This is a genomic window from Microbulbifer variabilis ATCC 700307 (assembly GCF_000380565.1).
GTDB classification, from domain to species: Bacteria; Pseudomonadota; Gammaproteobacteria; order Pseudomonadales; family Cellvibrionaceae; genus Microbulbifer; species Microbulbifer variabilis.
Genome location: NZ_AQYJ01000025.1, coordinates 133729 through 148081, shown reverse-complemented (window position 1 = coordinate 148081; position 14353 = coordinate 133729). Strand labels below are relative to the sequence as shown.

The 14353-nt window shown below is 50.5% G+C and carries 12 protein-coding genes; 5 read left to right on the top strand and 7 right to left on the bottom strand.

Going from position 1 to position 14353, the window contains the following annotated elements:
- Window positions 1–46 precede the first annotated feature (46 nt).
- The 7 genes from arsJ to G367_RS0109335 form a co-directional block, all read right to left on the bottom strand.
- Window positions 47–1291: an organoarsenical effux MFS transporter ArsJ gene (arsJ, locus tag G367_RS0109365; RefSeq protein ID WP_020412865.1), complete on the bottom strand. Its 1245-nt coding sequence runs from the start codon at window positions 1289–1291 to the stop codon at window positions 47–49.
- A 57-nt stretch (window positions 1292–1348) separates the two neighbouring features.
- Window positions 1349–2356, bottom strand: coding sequence for an ArsJ-associated glyceraldehyde-3-phosphate dehydrogenase (locus G367_RS0109360; protein ID WP_020412864.1), 1008 nt, complete (start codon window positions 2354–2356; stop codon window positions 1349–1351).
- Between the two features lie 85 nt (window positions 2357–2441).
- The gene (locus tag G367_RS0109355) at window positions 2442–2786 is read right to left on the bottom strand and encodes a metalloregulator ArsR/SmtB family transcription factor (protein WP_020412863.1); all 345 of its coding nucleotides are present in this window, start codon (window positions 2784–2786) and stop codon (window positions 2442–2444) included.
- 19 nt (window positions 2787–2805) lie between these two features.
- A complete protein-coding gene (locus tag G367_RS0109350) occupies window positions 2806–3225 on the bottom strand; it encodes an arsenate reductase ArsC (protein ID WP_020412862.1) in 420 nt (139 codons plus the stop codon).
- A 104-nt stretch (window positions 3226–3329) separates the two neighbouring features.
- Window positions 3330–4145: an exodeoxyribonuclease III gene (gene xthA, locus G367_RS0109345; RefSeq protein WP_020412861.1), complete on the bottom strand. Its 816-nt coding sequence runs from the start codon at window positions 4143–4145 to the stop codon at window positions 3330–3332.
- Between the two features lie 85 nt (window positions 4146–4230).
- Window positions 4231–6330 carry a carboxy terminal-processing peptidase gene (locus tag G367_RS0109340; RefSeq protein WP_020412860.1) on the bottom strand — a complete coding sequence of 700 codons (2100 nt, stop codon included), beginning with the start codon at window positions 6328–6330 and terminating at the stop codon, window positions 4231–4233.
- Window positions 6331–7112: 782 nt separating this feature from the next.
- On the bottom strand, window positions 7113–7655 hold the full coding sequence (locus tag G367_RS0109335) for a lipocalin family protein (protein WP_020412859.1): 543 nt from the start codon (window positions 7653–7655) through the stop codon (window positions 7113–7115).
- 268 nt (window positions 7656–7923) lie between these two features.
- Here G367_RS0109335 and G367_RS0109330 point away from each other — a divergent pair, with 268 nt between their 5' ends.
- From G367_RS0109330 to G367_RS0109305, 5 genes are all read left to right on the top strand, one after another.
- On the top strand, window positions 7924–9180 hold the full coding sequence (locus G367_RS0109330; protein WP_020412858.1) for an FAD-dependent oxidoreductase: 1257 nt from the start codon (window positions 7924–7926) through the stop codon (window positions 9178–9180).
- Window positions 9181–9455: 275 nt separating this feature from the next.
- A complete protein-coding gene (locus tag G367_RS0109325) occupies window positions 9456–10625 on the top strand; it encodes a Gfo/Idh/MocA family protein (RefSeq protein WP_245556680.1) in 1170 nt (389 codons plus the stop codon).
- Window positions 10626–10848: 223 nt separating this feature from the next.
- Window positions 10849–11910 carry a sugar phosphate isomerase/epimerase family protein gene (locus G367_RS0109315; RefSeq protein WP_020412855.1) on the top strand — a complete coding sequence of 354 codons (1062 nt, stop codon included), beginning with the start codon at window positions 10849–10851 and terminating at the stop codon, window positions 11908–11910.
- A 56-nt stretch (window positions 11911–11966) separates the two neighbouring features.
- Entirely contained in the window at window positions 11967–13286 is a 1320-nt protein-coding gene (locus G367_RS0109310) for an MFS transporter (RefSeq protein ID WP_051089493.1), read from the top strand.
- Between the two features lie 56 nt (window positions 13287–13342).
- Entirely contained in the window at window positions 13343–14353 is a 1011-nt protein-coding gene (locus tag G367_RS0109305) for a LacI family DNA-binding transcriptional regulator (RefSeq protein WP_020412853.1), read from the top strand.

Sequence of the window (14353 nt, the reverse complement as noted above, 5' to 3'; positions counted from 1 at the left end):
TCTATCCCGTTGCTGAATTAGTCGGCTTTGAGGAATCAATTTGCACTTAGCTGACAACAGTGGCGGCAGGGCTATCTTCATCTCCCTGTTTTGGCAGAGCCAGGGATATCAGCGCAGTTGCCATTAAGAATATAGAAGAAATTATCAGGCAGGCTTCAATTCCTGCTATCTGAAAAATCCACCCGGACAATAGGGTTCCAAGTAGGCGCCCCATGGCGTTTGCCATATAGTAGAAGCCTACATCCATTGAAACTCCATCTTCTCGCGCATAGGAGACAATCAGATAGCTGTGTAGTGAGGAATTGATTGCGAATACGAAGGCAAAAACCATCAGCCCCGACAGGGTTGTAAGCAGGGGATGAATACCGGAGTGCAATGCCAAGGCTATTGTTGCTGGGACCATTGCCAGTGCCGCTGACCAGTATAAGGCGGTCCTGCCATCTGGGGCTTTCGGGGAAATACTGGCTGTGATTTTTGGGGCTAATGCTTGTACAGCTCCATAGCCGATTATCCAGACCGCTAGGAAAGCGCCTATCTGCCAATGCCCCCAGCCAAATTGGCTCGCCAGGAAAACTGGCAGGGCAATGACAAACCAGGTATCACGGGAAGCAAAAAGGAATAGCCGAGCGGCAGCTAAGGCGTTTACTGCTCGGCTCTTGGAAAATACGTCGCGAAAGCGCTTCTTGGCTTTAGCCTTTCCTAAATCCCTGCGAAGAAATTTCTTGCTGAGAATCCAAACCCCTGCCAGGCATATGGCCATGATCAGGATAGCACCGCGAAATCCCGCCAGAGCGAGCAGGACCCCACCCAGAAAAAATCCCAATCCCTTAAGGGCGTTCTTGGAGCCGGTAAGCAGGGCTACCCAACGGTAGAGCGGACCTTGGGCATGTGCCGGGAGCAACAACTTGATAGCACTTTTCGCACTCATCTTGTTGAGGTCCTTGGCGATGCCTGACAGGGCCTGGGCACCCATCACCCAGGGGACAGAGAGCAGGTTTGAGGGTACCAGCAGCATTAGTAAAGCTATTACCTGCAGCATTAACCCCATGTTCATGGTGCGGTTGAGGCCGAGGCGGGCACCCAGCCAACCTCCAACAAGATTGGTGATCACCCCGAACAATTCATAGAAAAGAAAGAGCAATGCGATTTCCAGCGGGGCATAGCCTAATTTGTGGAAATGCATTAACACCAGCATTCGCAGGGCGCCATCGGTCAAGGTAAATGACCAATAGTTGCCAGTTACCAGCAAATACTGGCGAACTGGCAGGGGCAAAGAGGAAAGTAACTGCATCGAAATGAACTTTACCAATATTGTAATATTGCTGGCTTCTAGGCTCCCCAGATTTAATCAGCGATCCATGTTTCCGATCATCCGGGCTAGTTCCGCGGTACGATTTGCGTACCCCCACTCGTTGTCATACCAAGTATAAATTTTAACCTGGGTACCATTGATCACCATGGTCGAGAGAGCGTCGACAATGCTGGAGCGTGGGTCGGTTTTGTAATCCACCGATACCAGAGGGCGCTCCTCATAGCCGAGAATATCTTTCAGCTCTCTTTTCGAGGCGGTTTGCAGTAATTGGTTAACTTCCTCGGCAGTGGTGGGGCGTTCGACTTCGAAAACGCAGTCGGTCAACGAGGCGTTTGCCAGGGGTACACGTACGGCGTGGCCATTTAACCGGCCAGTCAACTCAGGGAAAATCGCAGTTATAGCTGTGGCTGATCCTGTAGTTGTCGGGATCAGGCTGGCTCCACAAGCCCTGGCCCGGCGCAGATCTGCGTGGGGGGCATCAAGTATTGTTTGGGTATTGGTAATATCGTGAATGGTCGTGATGGAGCCATGTTTAATACCCAGGTTTTCGTGAATGACTTTCACAACTGGCGCTAGACAGTTAGTGGTACAGGAGGCGGCAGTAGCAATAGGGTGTTTGTCGGGATCGTAAATATGCTGATTCACCCCCAGGACAATATTGGGCACACCGGCCTCTTTAACAGGAGCAGAGACAAGCACCCTTTTTACGCCTTGATCAAGGTACGCTTGCAAAATTGCAGAGGTTTTCATTTTACCAGAGGCTTCAATGACAAGATCGCAGCGGCTCCAATCGGTCTTGGAGATTTCGGTATTCGCACTGCACGCTACTTTGAGGCCATCTATTTCAATAGTGTGATCAGTGGATTTCGCTGTGTTGTGCCAGCGGCCATGGACAGAGTCGAAATTCAGGAGGTGGGCCAGGGTATGGGCGTCGCCTGAGGGGTCATTAATCTGAATAAACTCTATGTCCGGCCAGTCCCATGCTGCGCGCAGTACCAATCGACCAATACGGCCAAAACCATTGATTCCGACTTTTATCGTCATCTATATTTCTCCTTGAATCCATATATATGGAAATTCATATATATACAGGCAAATTTTTACAGTTAATAGGGTACTGTTAGGGCCATCAACAACACAGACTCGCACGTTCGGGCCTTTCCCCCATCTGGAACAGATTCCGTAGATCCTTGGCGATGAACTGCTGGTTTGCTTGTAAAGTGTCTTGAAGGATATTTTTTGTCCAGTCGCTTAGAGCTGGATTGATACGGTAGAAAACCCACTGTCCCTGACGCCGGTCTTGTAAAAGATCCGCGCTGCGTAAAAGGGCCAGGTGCCGGGAAATTTTCGGTTGACTAAGGCCTAGGGCAGCGGTCAACTCACACACGCAAAGCTCACCTTCATAAGCGATTAATAGAAGGGTGCGAAGGCGGGTATCGTCAGCAAGGCACTTGTAAAACTGAACTGGATTCAAAGTTTTCCCCGGGCTTCTGTCAGGCCGCTTTGGCAGTTTTGGTTTGCACCAAGGCAAACAATTTAATGCGAGTGCTTAGCTCTCTCACCGTTGTGTAAAATGGATTGAAGCAATGGCGCGTGGCCGGGTCTTCAAAGTCCCAAGCGATTATTTTGCTATGGGTGGGCGAAGGTACATACTCTCTTTGGCTTTTGTCACACAGGGTAATCACCAAGTCAAAACTCTGGTTGGATACTTCATCCAGAGACTTGGAATACAATCCTTGTATGGGTATCCCAAAGCGTTTCAAGGCGCTGATTGCCCGAATATCCACGGGTTCTGGGCTGGTACCTGCACTGGCAACTTCGAAGAAGGCCCCGGAGTGATAACGCAGTAGCGCCTCAGCAATAATCGATCGGGCTGAGTTCCCAGCACAGATAAACAAAACCCGCTTCTTCACAGCGTTGCACCTGCCAGCTTTATCTCTTTCTATTATATATGGAAAATCATATATTCAAAGAGGAAAAGAACCGGGAACAGATCCCGGTTTTCATTAGAAGGTGGTTAGAGCTTAAATTCGGCCCAAACCGGGGCGTGGTCAGAAGGGCGCTCCATAGCGCGTATATCGTAATCTACTCCAGTAGCGATGCACTTTTCCATGAGAGGGTTGCTAGCCATGATCAGGTCGATACGCAGACCACGCTTGGGATCGCGATCAAACCCGCGGCTGCGGTAATCAAACCAGCTAAACACATCGTTAGTTTCTGGATTAAGTGCACGAAAAGTGTCCACCAATCCCCATGCCTCGATTTTCTGCAGCCACTCGCGCTCCTCTGGCAGAAAGCTGCACTTGCCGTCGCGAAGCCAACGCTTGCGATTGGGCTCGCCAATACCGATGTCGAGATCACTGGGGGAAATATTCATATCTCCAATTACCAGTACTGGAGCATTGGGTTTGCAGGTGGTTTGCAAAAAGGTATCAAGGTCTGCGTAGTACTTTTGCTTGGCCGGGAATTTTACCGGATGCTCGCGGTTTTCACCCTGGGGAAAATAGCCATTAATCACTGTCAGCGGCTCCTTGCCACCGATATCAAATTTACCCATAACCATACGGCGTTGGGCATTTTCATCATCAGTGGGGAAGCCGTACTCTCGATCGACAAAGGGAAGGCGTGAGAGTAGGGCGACGCCGTAGTGGGTTTTCTGGCCAAAGTAGATCAGCTCATAGCCAAGGTCCCGGATTGCATCTACCGGAAAATCTTCATCGGTAACTTTGGTTTCCTGCAAGCCGATTATGTCCGGCTTATGGCTGTCTACCAGTGCCTCCATCTGATGCAGGCGTGTACGAATGCTGTTGACGTTAAAGGAAACGACTTTCATTTATTCCCCCAAAAATAAAAAAGGCCGGGCTTGCCCGACCTGGAGTTACTAGCGGAGCAGGCACGCAAGGCGCACCTGCTACAAATTAGAAGTTCGCTACTTGAGGCGGGGCCTTGCTGGCCTTAGTGGCTAGCCCAATAAAGTCCGCCATTATATAGCCGGCTTCATTCAAGATTGGATCTTTTTCGAGCTTGATCTCAACCGGACCACCGATAGCTGCGACATCTTCTGACTCACTTTCTTCGTAAGCTTCGAAATTCTCGTAGGGTTCAAGACCCTTCGCATTGCGGCGGCGGTTTTCCATAGAGAGCAGGCGCTGGTTTACGTTCTCACGTTCCTGTTCGCGCATTACCTCATTGAGTGATAGGTACTTCTTATCAGCGCGCTCGCTCTCAAATTCGAACTGGTCGCGCAGGAAGATAAAGTCCGGGTCAGATGCCGTACGCTTGTTGTGCTTGGTCATCAAATTTGGAATCAGAGTCTTCAGGTTGAAGTACTTTGCATGAGGCACGGCATGGATGCGATCCCAGGGTAGAGCGGTATCGTAAGCGCTCTCCCCAACGCTTTCAGCGTCAATCAGCTGTGGCATGGGGATATCCGGTTTTACCCCGGCGTGTTGGGTGCTGTCACCGGATACGCGGTAAAACTTGGACTGGGTAATCTTGAGCTGTCCCTCTTTCAGAGGTGCCATGGTTTGAACCGTACCTTTACCGAACGACTGGTTACCGACAACCAGACCGCGGTTGTAGTCCTGGATAGCTCCGGCAAAAATCTCAGAGGCAGAAGCTGACAGGCGGTTGATCAATACCATCAGCGGGCCGCGATACATAGCACGGGAGCGTGAGCGGTTATGCCGTGAAATTTGCTCATTGGCATGACGGATTTGCACCACCGGTCCCTGGTCAATAAACAGGTCGGTGAGCATGGTGGCTTCTTGCAGCGAGCCACCGCCGTTGTTGCGCAGGTCGAGGATAATGCCATCGACATTCTCCTCTTTCAGTTCACTCAACAGCCTGGCCACATCACGAGTGGTGCTTTTGTAGTTGGGGTCACGGCGGCGATAGGCATCAAAGTCTATATAGAAGGTCGGCAGGTTGATCACGCCAATCTTGTAGTTTTGGCTACCGTCGGAGAATTCAAACACAGCTTTCTTAGCCGCCTGATCTTCCAGCTTCACTTTGCTGCGTTTGATCAGGATGGTCTTGTGAGTGCCGTCACCGCCCGTCGGGATAGTTTCGAGACGAACAAAAGTGCCGGCCTTACCGCGGATCAGGTCAACCACATCATCCAGGCGCCAGCCTACGACATCGACCATCTCACCTTCTTTGTCCTGGCCAACACCCACGATCTTGTCGTTGGGCTTTATTTTGCCAGTGCGATCAGCCGGGCCACCTGCAACCAAGCGGGCCACCTTGGTGTACTCCTCGTCTGCCTGAAGTACAGCACCGATGCCCTCCAACGAGAGGGACATGCTCATATTGAAGTTTTCCAATGAGCGCGGGGACAGGTAATTACTGTGAGGATCATAGAGGCGTGTGAGTGAGTTCATATAGAGCTCAAATACATCATCGCTATTCTGTTGCTCGAGACGCTTCTTCTGGCCTTTATAGCGGCGCTCCAGAAGATCGCGTATCTCCTCGTCGGTTTTTCCTGTGAGACGCAGGTTCAGAACGCTGCTTTTCAGGCGTTTACGCCACAGGTCATCGGCAGCGCTGATTGATTTCGGCCATTCACTTTTCTCTCGATCAAGTTCCAGTGACTCATCGCGAGTGAAGTCAAAGTCTGGGAGGCCTTTCTCCAGTTGGGACAAAATATTGTCGAGGCGATCGCCCATGCGCAGGCGGAAGCGATTGTAAATCTCAAAGCCCGCTTTTACGTCACCAGCGCGCAACTGGTCGTCCATCCTGGTTTGCCACTCACGAAACTCATTGATGTCTGAGTTGAGGAAGTAGCTTTTGGTGGGGTCCAAAGCATCAATGTATTCATTCCAGAGGTCTTCTGACATTTCGTCTCCGACCTTTATTTTGTTGTAGTGCAGCATTTCGAGTTTGCTGACTATCTCTCTGGCGGTGCTGCCCTGGTCCTTTTCTGGGGCCAGGCGCTCGGCCTCTGCCAGAGCGGTTGTGGAAAGCAGGCCAATGACCAAGAAGCCGGAAAATAGTGCGGCGATCCGATTGGTAAGCATAGGGAGTCTCTTTATACGTCCTACTTCATAGGAGGCCAGCCTTTATGGCTTGGCGACCTATAGCTTAGGACAAGTATAAAGGCTGAAAGCTCCGAAGGGCATGAAATACCTCTATTCAGAGATGGATCCTTCCCGCTTTGGGCAGATTTAGCAAAATAGATTTCCCTTTTTCTTGTCGCGTAGGGCATTTTTTCTCAATTATGAACGACAGATATGTATGGTCATCACCATAATCACTGCTGACTTCGACCACTAAATAGTCAATCTGATCTATCTGACCGCCCGGTTGTACACCCTGAACGTCAACTGGAGTAACTCCCAGGAGGCGTCAGAAAGGAGCCGCAGGGTTGATCAGCTAATAGTCCCGCTCTGATACATCTTCTGGTGCGCGGGTGTCTAGTGGAACTGGGCACTGGGGTGTAAACCATAGTGTTGAACTGACAGCGATTGCTGTCACCCCTCTCGAGCCCCGGTTTTTGTGCACCCACAGAACTCCAGTCGATTGGCAGCTGATGAGCCATACGGCTACCCGCTGGATGGGTCTTGGTTGATCATTTTTTAGTCGGGGAGTTTGTCTGCTCTGCAGGGGGGAGGACTATTTCCTGGGGGTAGGGTGCCACCTGTCAGTCTGGTAGCCAGGGAAAATTACCTTTATTTCCTATAAATTACATTAAACATACAACATAACTATATGAATATTATAAATTAAATGAAGTTAATGTAATTTATTAAATTAACGGGGCGCGTGAGCAGGAGAAGCCCACGCGCTAATGAAAGAGAGCCTAATGTGCTGGCTGTTTAGTCATTATGATGTGATCGATATTGTAGCCATGCTTAGTGACAGCAAGACCAAGCAGCTCATCAATAATTGACTCATCCAGCTGGGGAGATCGACTCAGTAGATAAAGGCTGCTGCGATCGGGATCACCTACCAGTGACCACTGATAATTTGGGTCCAGCTCCAATATCCAGTAGTCGCCAGTGGACTGGCCGTTAAAGAATGAGATGGCAAGTTTGCTATTGGTTTCATCAATAGGAACACCAGTGCCTTGCACGCTAATAGGGAACCCGTATTTCGGGTGCAGGATTCGACAGAAGTTGAACACGCTGATACTGCCGTCATCATTCAGCCCATAGTCCGCGGTTACAGCGGTGCATGCGGGTTGGAATATCTGGGGAAGCCTGGCAATTTCATACCACTTACCGACATACTGATGAACATCCACGTAGGGTACTGTCTCAAGCTCTGAATCTCCCTCCGCCCAAGAGAACTGAGCAGCAAAAGCCAATAGAACGATTCCCAAACCTTTTGCAAAGCCATTCATAGTTACGCTTCCTTGTTGATTGCTTGTTCAATCACTACTGCTGTAGTGCCGTAGCGACCCCCTCTTTACGGAGAGTTAACTGGAACGGATTAACTAATTTGCTAGTGGGGTGAACTTTTCACATTAAGTTCACAGATTCTTCGTATTAGGCCGAAAGAAGGATGGGAACTCAGTATTGATAGGGAGAGGGCAGGCTACTATTTACCCAGCAACAGAGAGTTTAAAAGGCTTATTGAGGTCACTCCTTTCAACTTAAATGGATTCACCTATGTCACAGACTATCCCTGTTGATGTTTTGATTCTTGGTGGAGGGATTCAGGGAGTAACCCTGATTAGACAGCTGATACCAGAGTATTCGGTGATACTGGTCGATGACGAGTTGGGTGATGCCGAATCTCTGCATTTCCACGGTTACTTCTCCTCTGGTTGGAACGCCGCGAACCCCCAAGCTGCTGAGATTTATAGGACAGCCGCGCAGCATTGGCACAAAGAACTTGCTAATAGCGGTGTGAATAGTCGAATAACAGATTTCCATGCTGCGCTTACTCCAGACTTTCTAAAGACAGTTGAAGGTAACTGGGCTGGAGCGGCTATTCCCTCAGAGGAGGTGGAATTGCCGGAGATCTTTGATCCGGACGGTTTACCACCAAATCGCAGGTTCAGATTTCCTGATGATCTTGTTTTCGATGGAGCCGCAGCCTACCTCAGTGTCAGCGAGCCCATGAGAAAACATATTTATAGTGGACGGCTGGCATCATTTCAGCTCGCGGGCTCAGCTATTGAACAGGTAGCCCTGGATATCGGTGGCCGCTCTTGCGAAGTAAGGCCAGAGCTTGTGATTTCTGCCTGCGGTGCGGGCAATGCAGAAGTGATTCGGCAGTTGGGTGTGGCGGAAGAGCAGGTACAAAATGCGCAGCTAGTACGGCCTCTGCATATGCTTTTGGCTCGCGGTCCCAATATTCCCCCGGTTTCAGCTTTCTTGATCGACTTGATAGTGATGTACCACCCGCTGGAAGGTGGGGAGGGGCTCTGGATTCTTACACTTAACCCAGAAGTTCCCAAGTTCAAAGCGGGTGTTGTCGATATGCGCATCCCACCAGAAATAGAGAATGATTTACTTTGTGCATCTTTTAAGCGCCTTTCCAGTGCGATGGTGGCCTTTGAGGCCTGGGCGCAGGGCTGCCAGTGGTCGGTATATGCAGGCTGGAAAACTGATGCACCAGGGCCAGATGGTGATCTGTTGGTGCAGTTGGAGTATCCCACTCCGTATCAACTGGACGATTTTGGTCTGCAAAACTTCCTTGCAGTGTGGCCAAACCATTGGGGATTGGCCGCTAACGTCGCTGAAGATGCTGGGAAGTGGGTGCGTACCAAGCTCAAAAGCTGCCACCCCCAGCCGGGCGCCGACAGTGGATTACCCCCAGGCCCGGGGATCGGCCACCCGATAGAGAATAGGTGGCAGAGCCAGGAGCTTAATTGGCAATCCTGGGAAGACTTCGCCCGAAAAGTGGGTTACCACGACTGATTATTAACACCTCGAATGAGTAAACCAGTGTAACTCCTCTGCGCTGGTGGATATTGGTACCCTGCTCTCTAGGGAAAATAAACAACATGCAATGAAACTGTCGCTTGCAACTGTAAGTTTTTTCTGTATCTTAAAAACAAATGTAACCGGTTACATTTTCTGAAAGGGTTCTTGGAAGAAGTACAAGGCCTGAGTATGGAGGCAAGGTATTTGGCCGGGTAGAAACCCAAAACAATAAGAACCTGGTTGCCAGAGGCAGCTATATGGGAAGTGGTATGGGAAAAAAAATAAGAATGGGTATGGTTGGTGGTGGAGAGGGTGCCTTTATTGGCGCAATCCACCGTATGGCTGCTTCCCTTGACGGTGAAATAGAGCTGGTGGCGGGATGTTTTAGCAGTAATCCCGAGCGTGGCCGTAGCAGCGGAGAGAAGTTGGGCCTTAACCCCGAGCGCGTTTACCAGAGTTATGAGCAGATGTTTCTGGAGGAATCCCAGCGTGCTGTTGATGAGCGCATAGAGTTTGTTTCCGTGGTAACACCCAATGATTTACATCTACCAGTCTCTATTGCTGCACTGCGGGAGGGGTTTCATGTTCTTTCCGATAAGCCGGCCGCTTCCACTCTTGAGGAAACTCTTGCGCTCAAAAACGAGGTCGTGCGGAGTGGCCATCTCTACGGTTTGACTCATACCTATGCAGCTTATCCTCTTGTGACGCAGGCCAGGGCAATCTTAGCCAGGGGAGAGCTTGGGCAAGTCCGCCGGGTAACTGTTGCCTATCCACAAGGCTGGTTGGCATTGGCTGGTGACTCCAGCGGAAGTAAACAAGCCAGTTGGCGAACAGATCCCACACGCTCGGGAGAAAGTGGCTGTTTTGCCGATATTGGTACCCACGCTCACCACCTAGTCGAATTTTTTACCGGTCAGCGTATCTCTGAGGTCTGTGCGGACTTGCAATCGGTAGTCGACAAAAGGGCGCTGGATGATGATGGCGCGGCGCTATTTAAATTAGATCAGGGTGCGCGCGGCACCCTTACAGCCAGCCAAGTCTGTGGTGGGGAAGGGAATAACCTGAATATCAGTGTTTATTGCGAACATGGCTCACTGTTCTGGGAGCAGGAATCTCCTAACCAATTGCAGTTAAAGCGTAGGGGTCAGCCAGTGGCCTTTTTGAAGGCTGGTGCAGACTGTGAATACCTGGATGACGACGTCCGAGCTCTTTGCCGCACCCCGCAGGGGCATCCCGAAGGTTATATAGAGGCCTTTGCGAATATTTACCGCGACTTTGCTGCCCAGGTTCGATGCCGGCGGCAAGAATTGCCCATTAAAAATAGTTCTGTCGTTGGGAATATTGATGCGGGTGTCCGAGCTATGGCATTTGTACGCGGTGCATTGGAAAGCAGCCGCGCGAACTCTTCTTGGGTGTCTCTGGCACCATATTGGGAATAAACAGCTAAATCGTATCGATTCATTTTCAAACAAGTTAGGAACCTCTGGCAGGGTGGAAGTCCGGCAGTTAGTACGGCACAGGGAGGTGTCGATGTCGGCCCAGTGCCAGTCCACTTTTGAAAAGGCAGCACTGTGTTTTTTCAAAAGGAGCAAGCTGATCACCCAGGAAGGATTGATTGGTTGCAGAGGTAAATAAGTACAGCAGTAAAAAGGATAAGAATAAATGAAGGCACCCAGAATTCAGGGGCCCGGAATATTTCTCGCCCAGTTCCTCCCTCCGAGCGATCAACCAGCTTCGCTGGAGTCTATGGCCCGCTGGGCATCGGATCTGGGTTACAAAGGCATTCAGGTTCCCACTTGGGACAAGCGCATCTTTGATCTCGAGCTGGCCAGCGATAGTCAGGCTTACTGTGACGATATTCTGGGGGTCTGTGAGAAGGCGGGGGTGGAAATCTCAGAACTGTCCACGCATTTGCAGGGCCAGCTGGTTGCAGCGCATCCCGCGTATAAAGAGATGCTGGATATTTTTTCCCCGGAGGAAGTGCAAGGCAACTTGCCAGCCCGTGCCGAGTGGGCAAGCAATCAACTGATGTTGGCTGCTCTGGCCAGTGCGAACCTAAAGCTAAAGTCTCATGCTACATTTTCTGGCGCACTGCTTTGGCATACTTTTTATCCCTGGCCCCAGCGCCCGGCAATGCTGGTTGAAGAAGGTTTTCGCGAATTGGGTCGGCTGTGGCGCCCCATATTGGATGCGTTTGACAGTGCTGGGGTTGATGTTTGTTATGAACTCCACCCCGGTGAAGATCTGCACGATGGGCTGACTTTTGAACGTTTTCTCTACGAAGTGGAGGACCATCCAAGAGCGAATATTCTCTATGACCCCAGTCACCTGCTTTTGCAGCAGATGGACTACCTGGCTTTTATCGACATCTATCACGAACGAATCAAGGCGTTTCACGTGAAAGATGCTGAATTCAATCCGAGTGGTAGGGCTGGAGTTTATGGTGGGTATGCTCCCTGGATTGAAAGACCTGGCCGTTTTCGTTCCCTGGGCGATGGTCAGGTGGACTTCCGCGGGATTTTCAGCCGCTTGACCCAATACGGTTACGATCGCTGGGCAGTACTTGAATGGGAGTGTTGTATTAAGGATCAACAGCAGGGGGCCAGTGAGGGTGCACCATTTATTCAGGATCACCTGATTACTGTGGCAGGGAAGGCCTTTGATGATTTTGCTGGTGCAGAAACAGATCGCGCGCGAAATCGTCGGATTTTGGGGTTGGATTAAATTTTGCCAAACCAAGTGAACAATTAATAACAATAAATCATGCGGAGACTGGATAGATGAGTACGATGATAACGCCCCAGAACAAGAGAATATTCTTGGTGGGTAATCTCTCCATTTTTATGATTGGCTTGGGCATGGCTGTGCGGACGGTGATAGCCACTAACTTGCAGGAAGATATCTATAACCATATAGACCTAGCTAACTCCACCACTATGCTCGGTGAAGCAATTGGTATTACCTTTGCTGGATTTGCTTTCACACTTCTATTTGGAAGCGCACTTGTGGACTTGGTCGGCATCAAGCGAATATTGATGCTCTCATCTATAGGTTATGTATTGGGCAGTTTGCTTATTATTGCGGCATCTATGGTGACTCCAGGGGAGGGGGTAGAGAGTCTGGTTCTAGCTGGCCTGTTACTGACAGGCTTGGGCTGGGGTGCCGTGGAGGCAGCCAGTAATCCTATGGTTGCTGCAGTCGACCCAGATAATAAAACGCAACGTTTAAACGTACTACATGCCTGGTGGCCTGCGGGCATTGTGGTTGGAGGATTACTGGGGTTGTCAATCTCTGCCCTCGAGCTTCCCTGGCAGTTGAACCTTGTCGTGTTGGCACTGCCGGCTGTTGTTATGGCCTGGCTTGTGGCTAAAACAGATTTCCCAGTTACTGAACGGGTTTCTTCCGGTATCAGTTATGGCGAAATGTTTAAAGAGGTATTCAAGCAGCCGATGTTTATCCTGCTGTGGGTGTGTATGTGGCTGACCGCCGCAACCGAGCTGGCCCCTGGGCAGTGGGTAGACCTGACCCTATCCCGAGTAGTTGGCATGAAGGGTATCCTTATCCTTGTTTATGTCAGTATGTTGATGTTTGTGATGCGCCACTTTGCCGGACGGCTGGCAAAGAAACTGTCTCCTATCGGACTTCTATGGTTAAGCAGTCTCCTTGCCGCAATTGGGCTCTATTGCCTGGGTATGGCTAGGACGCCAGTAACTGCATTTTTGGCAGCGACTGTCTGGGGCATTGGTGTTTGTTATATGTGGCCCACTATGCTGGCCACAGTCTCCGAGCGTTTTGTGCGCGGAGGGGCATTGTTTCTGGGGTTGCTGGGTTTTGCCGGCGGTATGTCTATCCAATTTGTTCTGCCAAAGCTTGGGGCTATTTTTGACAATGCCAAGATTGAGGCAGCGGGGGGCTTGGAGGCCTTTGAAAAGCTGAGTGGGGATGAGTTGGATGCGGTATTGGCAACCGCTTCTGTAGAGTCATTCCAGTCTTTGGCAGTAGTCCCACTTATCCTGCTCCCTATTTTTGCCTTTATTTGGCTGTGGGATCGAAGGCAAACAGCCAATAAAACGGAAGCAGCAGTTACGGGTAACCAGTAGATGATATCCGTCTGTGCGAAAATAACCCCCTACTAATAAGAAATTAGCAGGAAACTATGTCAAATATTCGCGAAGTTGCACGTCGCTCCGGTGTATCGGTCGCGACCGTATCCCGGGCGTTAAAAGATCCGCAGATGGTTTCTCCGCGAACCAGAGAGCGGGTGCTTAAAGCCGTGGAGGAGGCCGGATACCGGCCGAACCTCCTTGCGCGGAACTTCAGTTCGGGAAAGTCATTCGCAGTGATGGTATTAGTTCCCAATATAGCTAATCCATTCTTTTCCCGGGTCATTCGCGGAATTGAGAAAGCGGCGCAGGATCAAGGCTATTCGGTGCTGCTGGGGGATACAAAAGGGGATTCCACCAATGAACAATTTTATGCAGGTATGGCGTTAACCAACCAAGCGGACGGTGTTATCCAGCTTGGTAGTCGTTATCCGTTTGCAGAGAAGGATGCGAACCTGGCTGCATCTGTTCCGTTGGTGAATGCCTGTGAGCGCATAGTAGAAGATGATCGGTATCCGGTGGTGGAGTTGGATAACCATGGCGCGGCACAGGAGGTTGCGCGTCACTTGATGGCGATGGGGCACCGCCGCATCGGGGTTATTACCGGGCCCTCGCAAAGCCCCATAGTCCGAGACAGACTGTCTGGGTTTTCTGATGCACTAAAAAAACGTGGGTTAGGACTTGATCCTGAAATGGTTGTTCATGGGGAATTCACTATGACATCTGGACAGGAAGGCGCAGAGACTTTGCTATCTACTCCCCGTCGGCCAACTGCCATTTTTTGTATGAACGATGAGATGGCTATTGGTGCAGTGCATCAGGTGAAGAGGATGGGCCTCAGGGTGCCGGAAGATGTGTCTGTTACCGGGTTCGATAATATTGAATTCTCCCAATTTACAGATCCGCCTTTGACCACGATTAACCAGCCCGCGGAGGAGTTAGGCCGCTACGCAATGGAAACGCTGCGATTGATTATCGATGGTAAGCCATTGAAATCCAGCCGGACTATTTTGCCATTTGAGCTAGTGGAGCGGGAAAGCACAGCCTCTTGTCGGGACAACTGA

Bases quoted from the DNA above. Each gene is read 5' to 3' on its own strand.
- arsJ (WP_020412865.1), bottom strand. From the start codon at position 1,291: ATGCAGTTACTTTCCTCTTTGCCCCTGCCAGTTCGCCAGTATTTGCTG.
- G367_RS0109360 (WP_020412864.1), bottom strand. From the start codon at position 2,356: ATGACGATAAAAGTCGGAATCAATGGTTTTGGCCGTATTGGTCGATTG.
- xthA (WP_020412861.1), bottom strand. From the start codon at position 4,145: ATGAAAGTCGTTTCCTTTAACGTCAACAGCATTCGTACACGCCTGCAT.
- G367_RS0109340 (WP_020412860.1), bottom strand. From the start codon at position 6,330: ATGCTTACCAATCGGATCGCCGCACTATTTTCCGGCTTCTTGGTCATT.
- G367_RS0109335 (WP_020412859.1), bottom strand. From the start codon at position 7,655: ATGAATGGCTTTGCAAAAGGTTTGGGAATCGTTCTATTGGCTTTTGCT.
- G367_RS0109330 (WP_020412858.1), top strand. From the start codon at position 7,924: ATGTCACAGACTATCCCTGTTGATGTTTTGATTCTTGGTGGAGGGATT.
- G367_RS0109325 (WP_245556680.1), top strand. From the start codon at position 9,456: ATGGGAAAAAAAATAAGAATGGGTATGGTTGGTGGTGGAGAGGGTGCC.
- G367_RS0109315 (WP_020412855.1), top strand. From the start codon at position 10,849: ATGAAGGCACCCAGAATTCAGGGGCCCGGAATATTTCTCGCCCAGTTC.
- G367_RS0109310 (WP_051089493.1), top strand. From the start codon at position 11,967: ATGAGTACGATGATAACGCCCCAGAACAAGAGAATATTCTTGGTGGGT.
- G367_RS0109305 (WP_020412853.1), top strand. From the start codon at position 13,343: ATGTCAAATATTCGCGAAGTTGCACGTCGCTCCGGTGTATCGGTCGCG.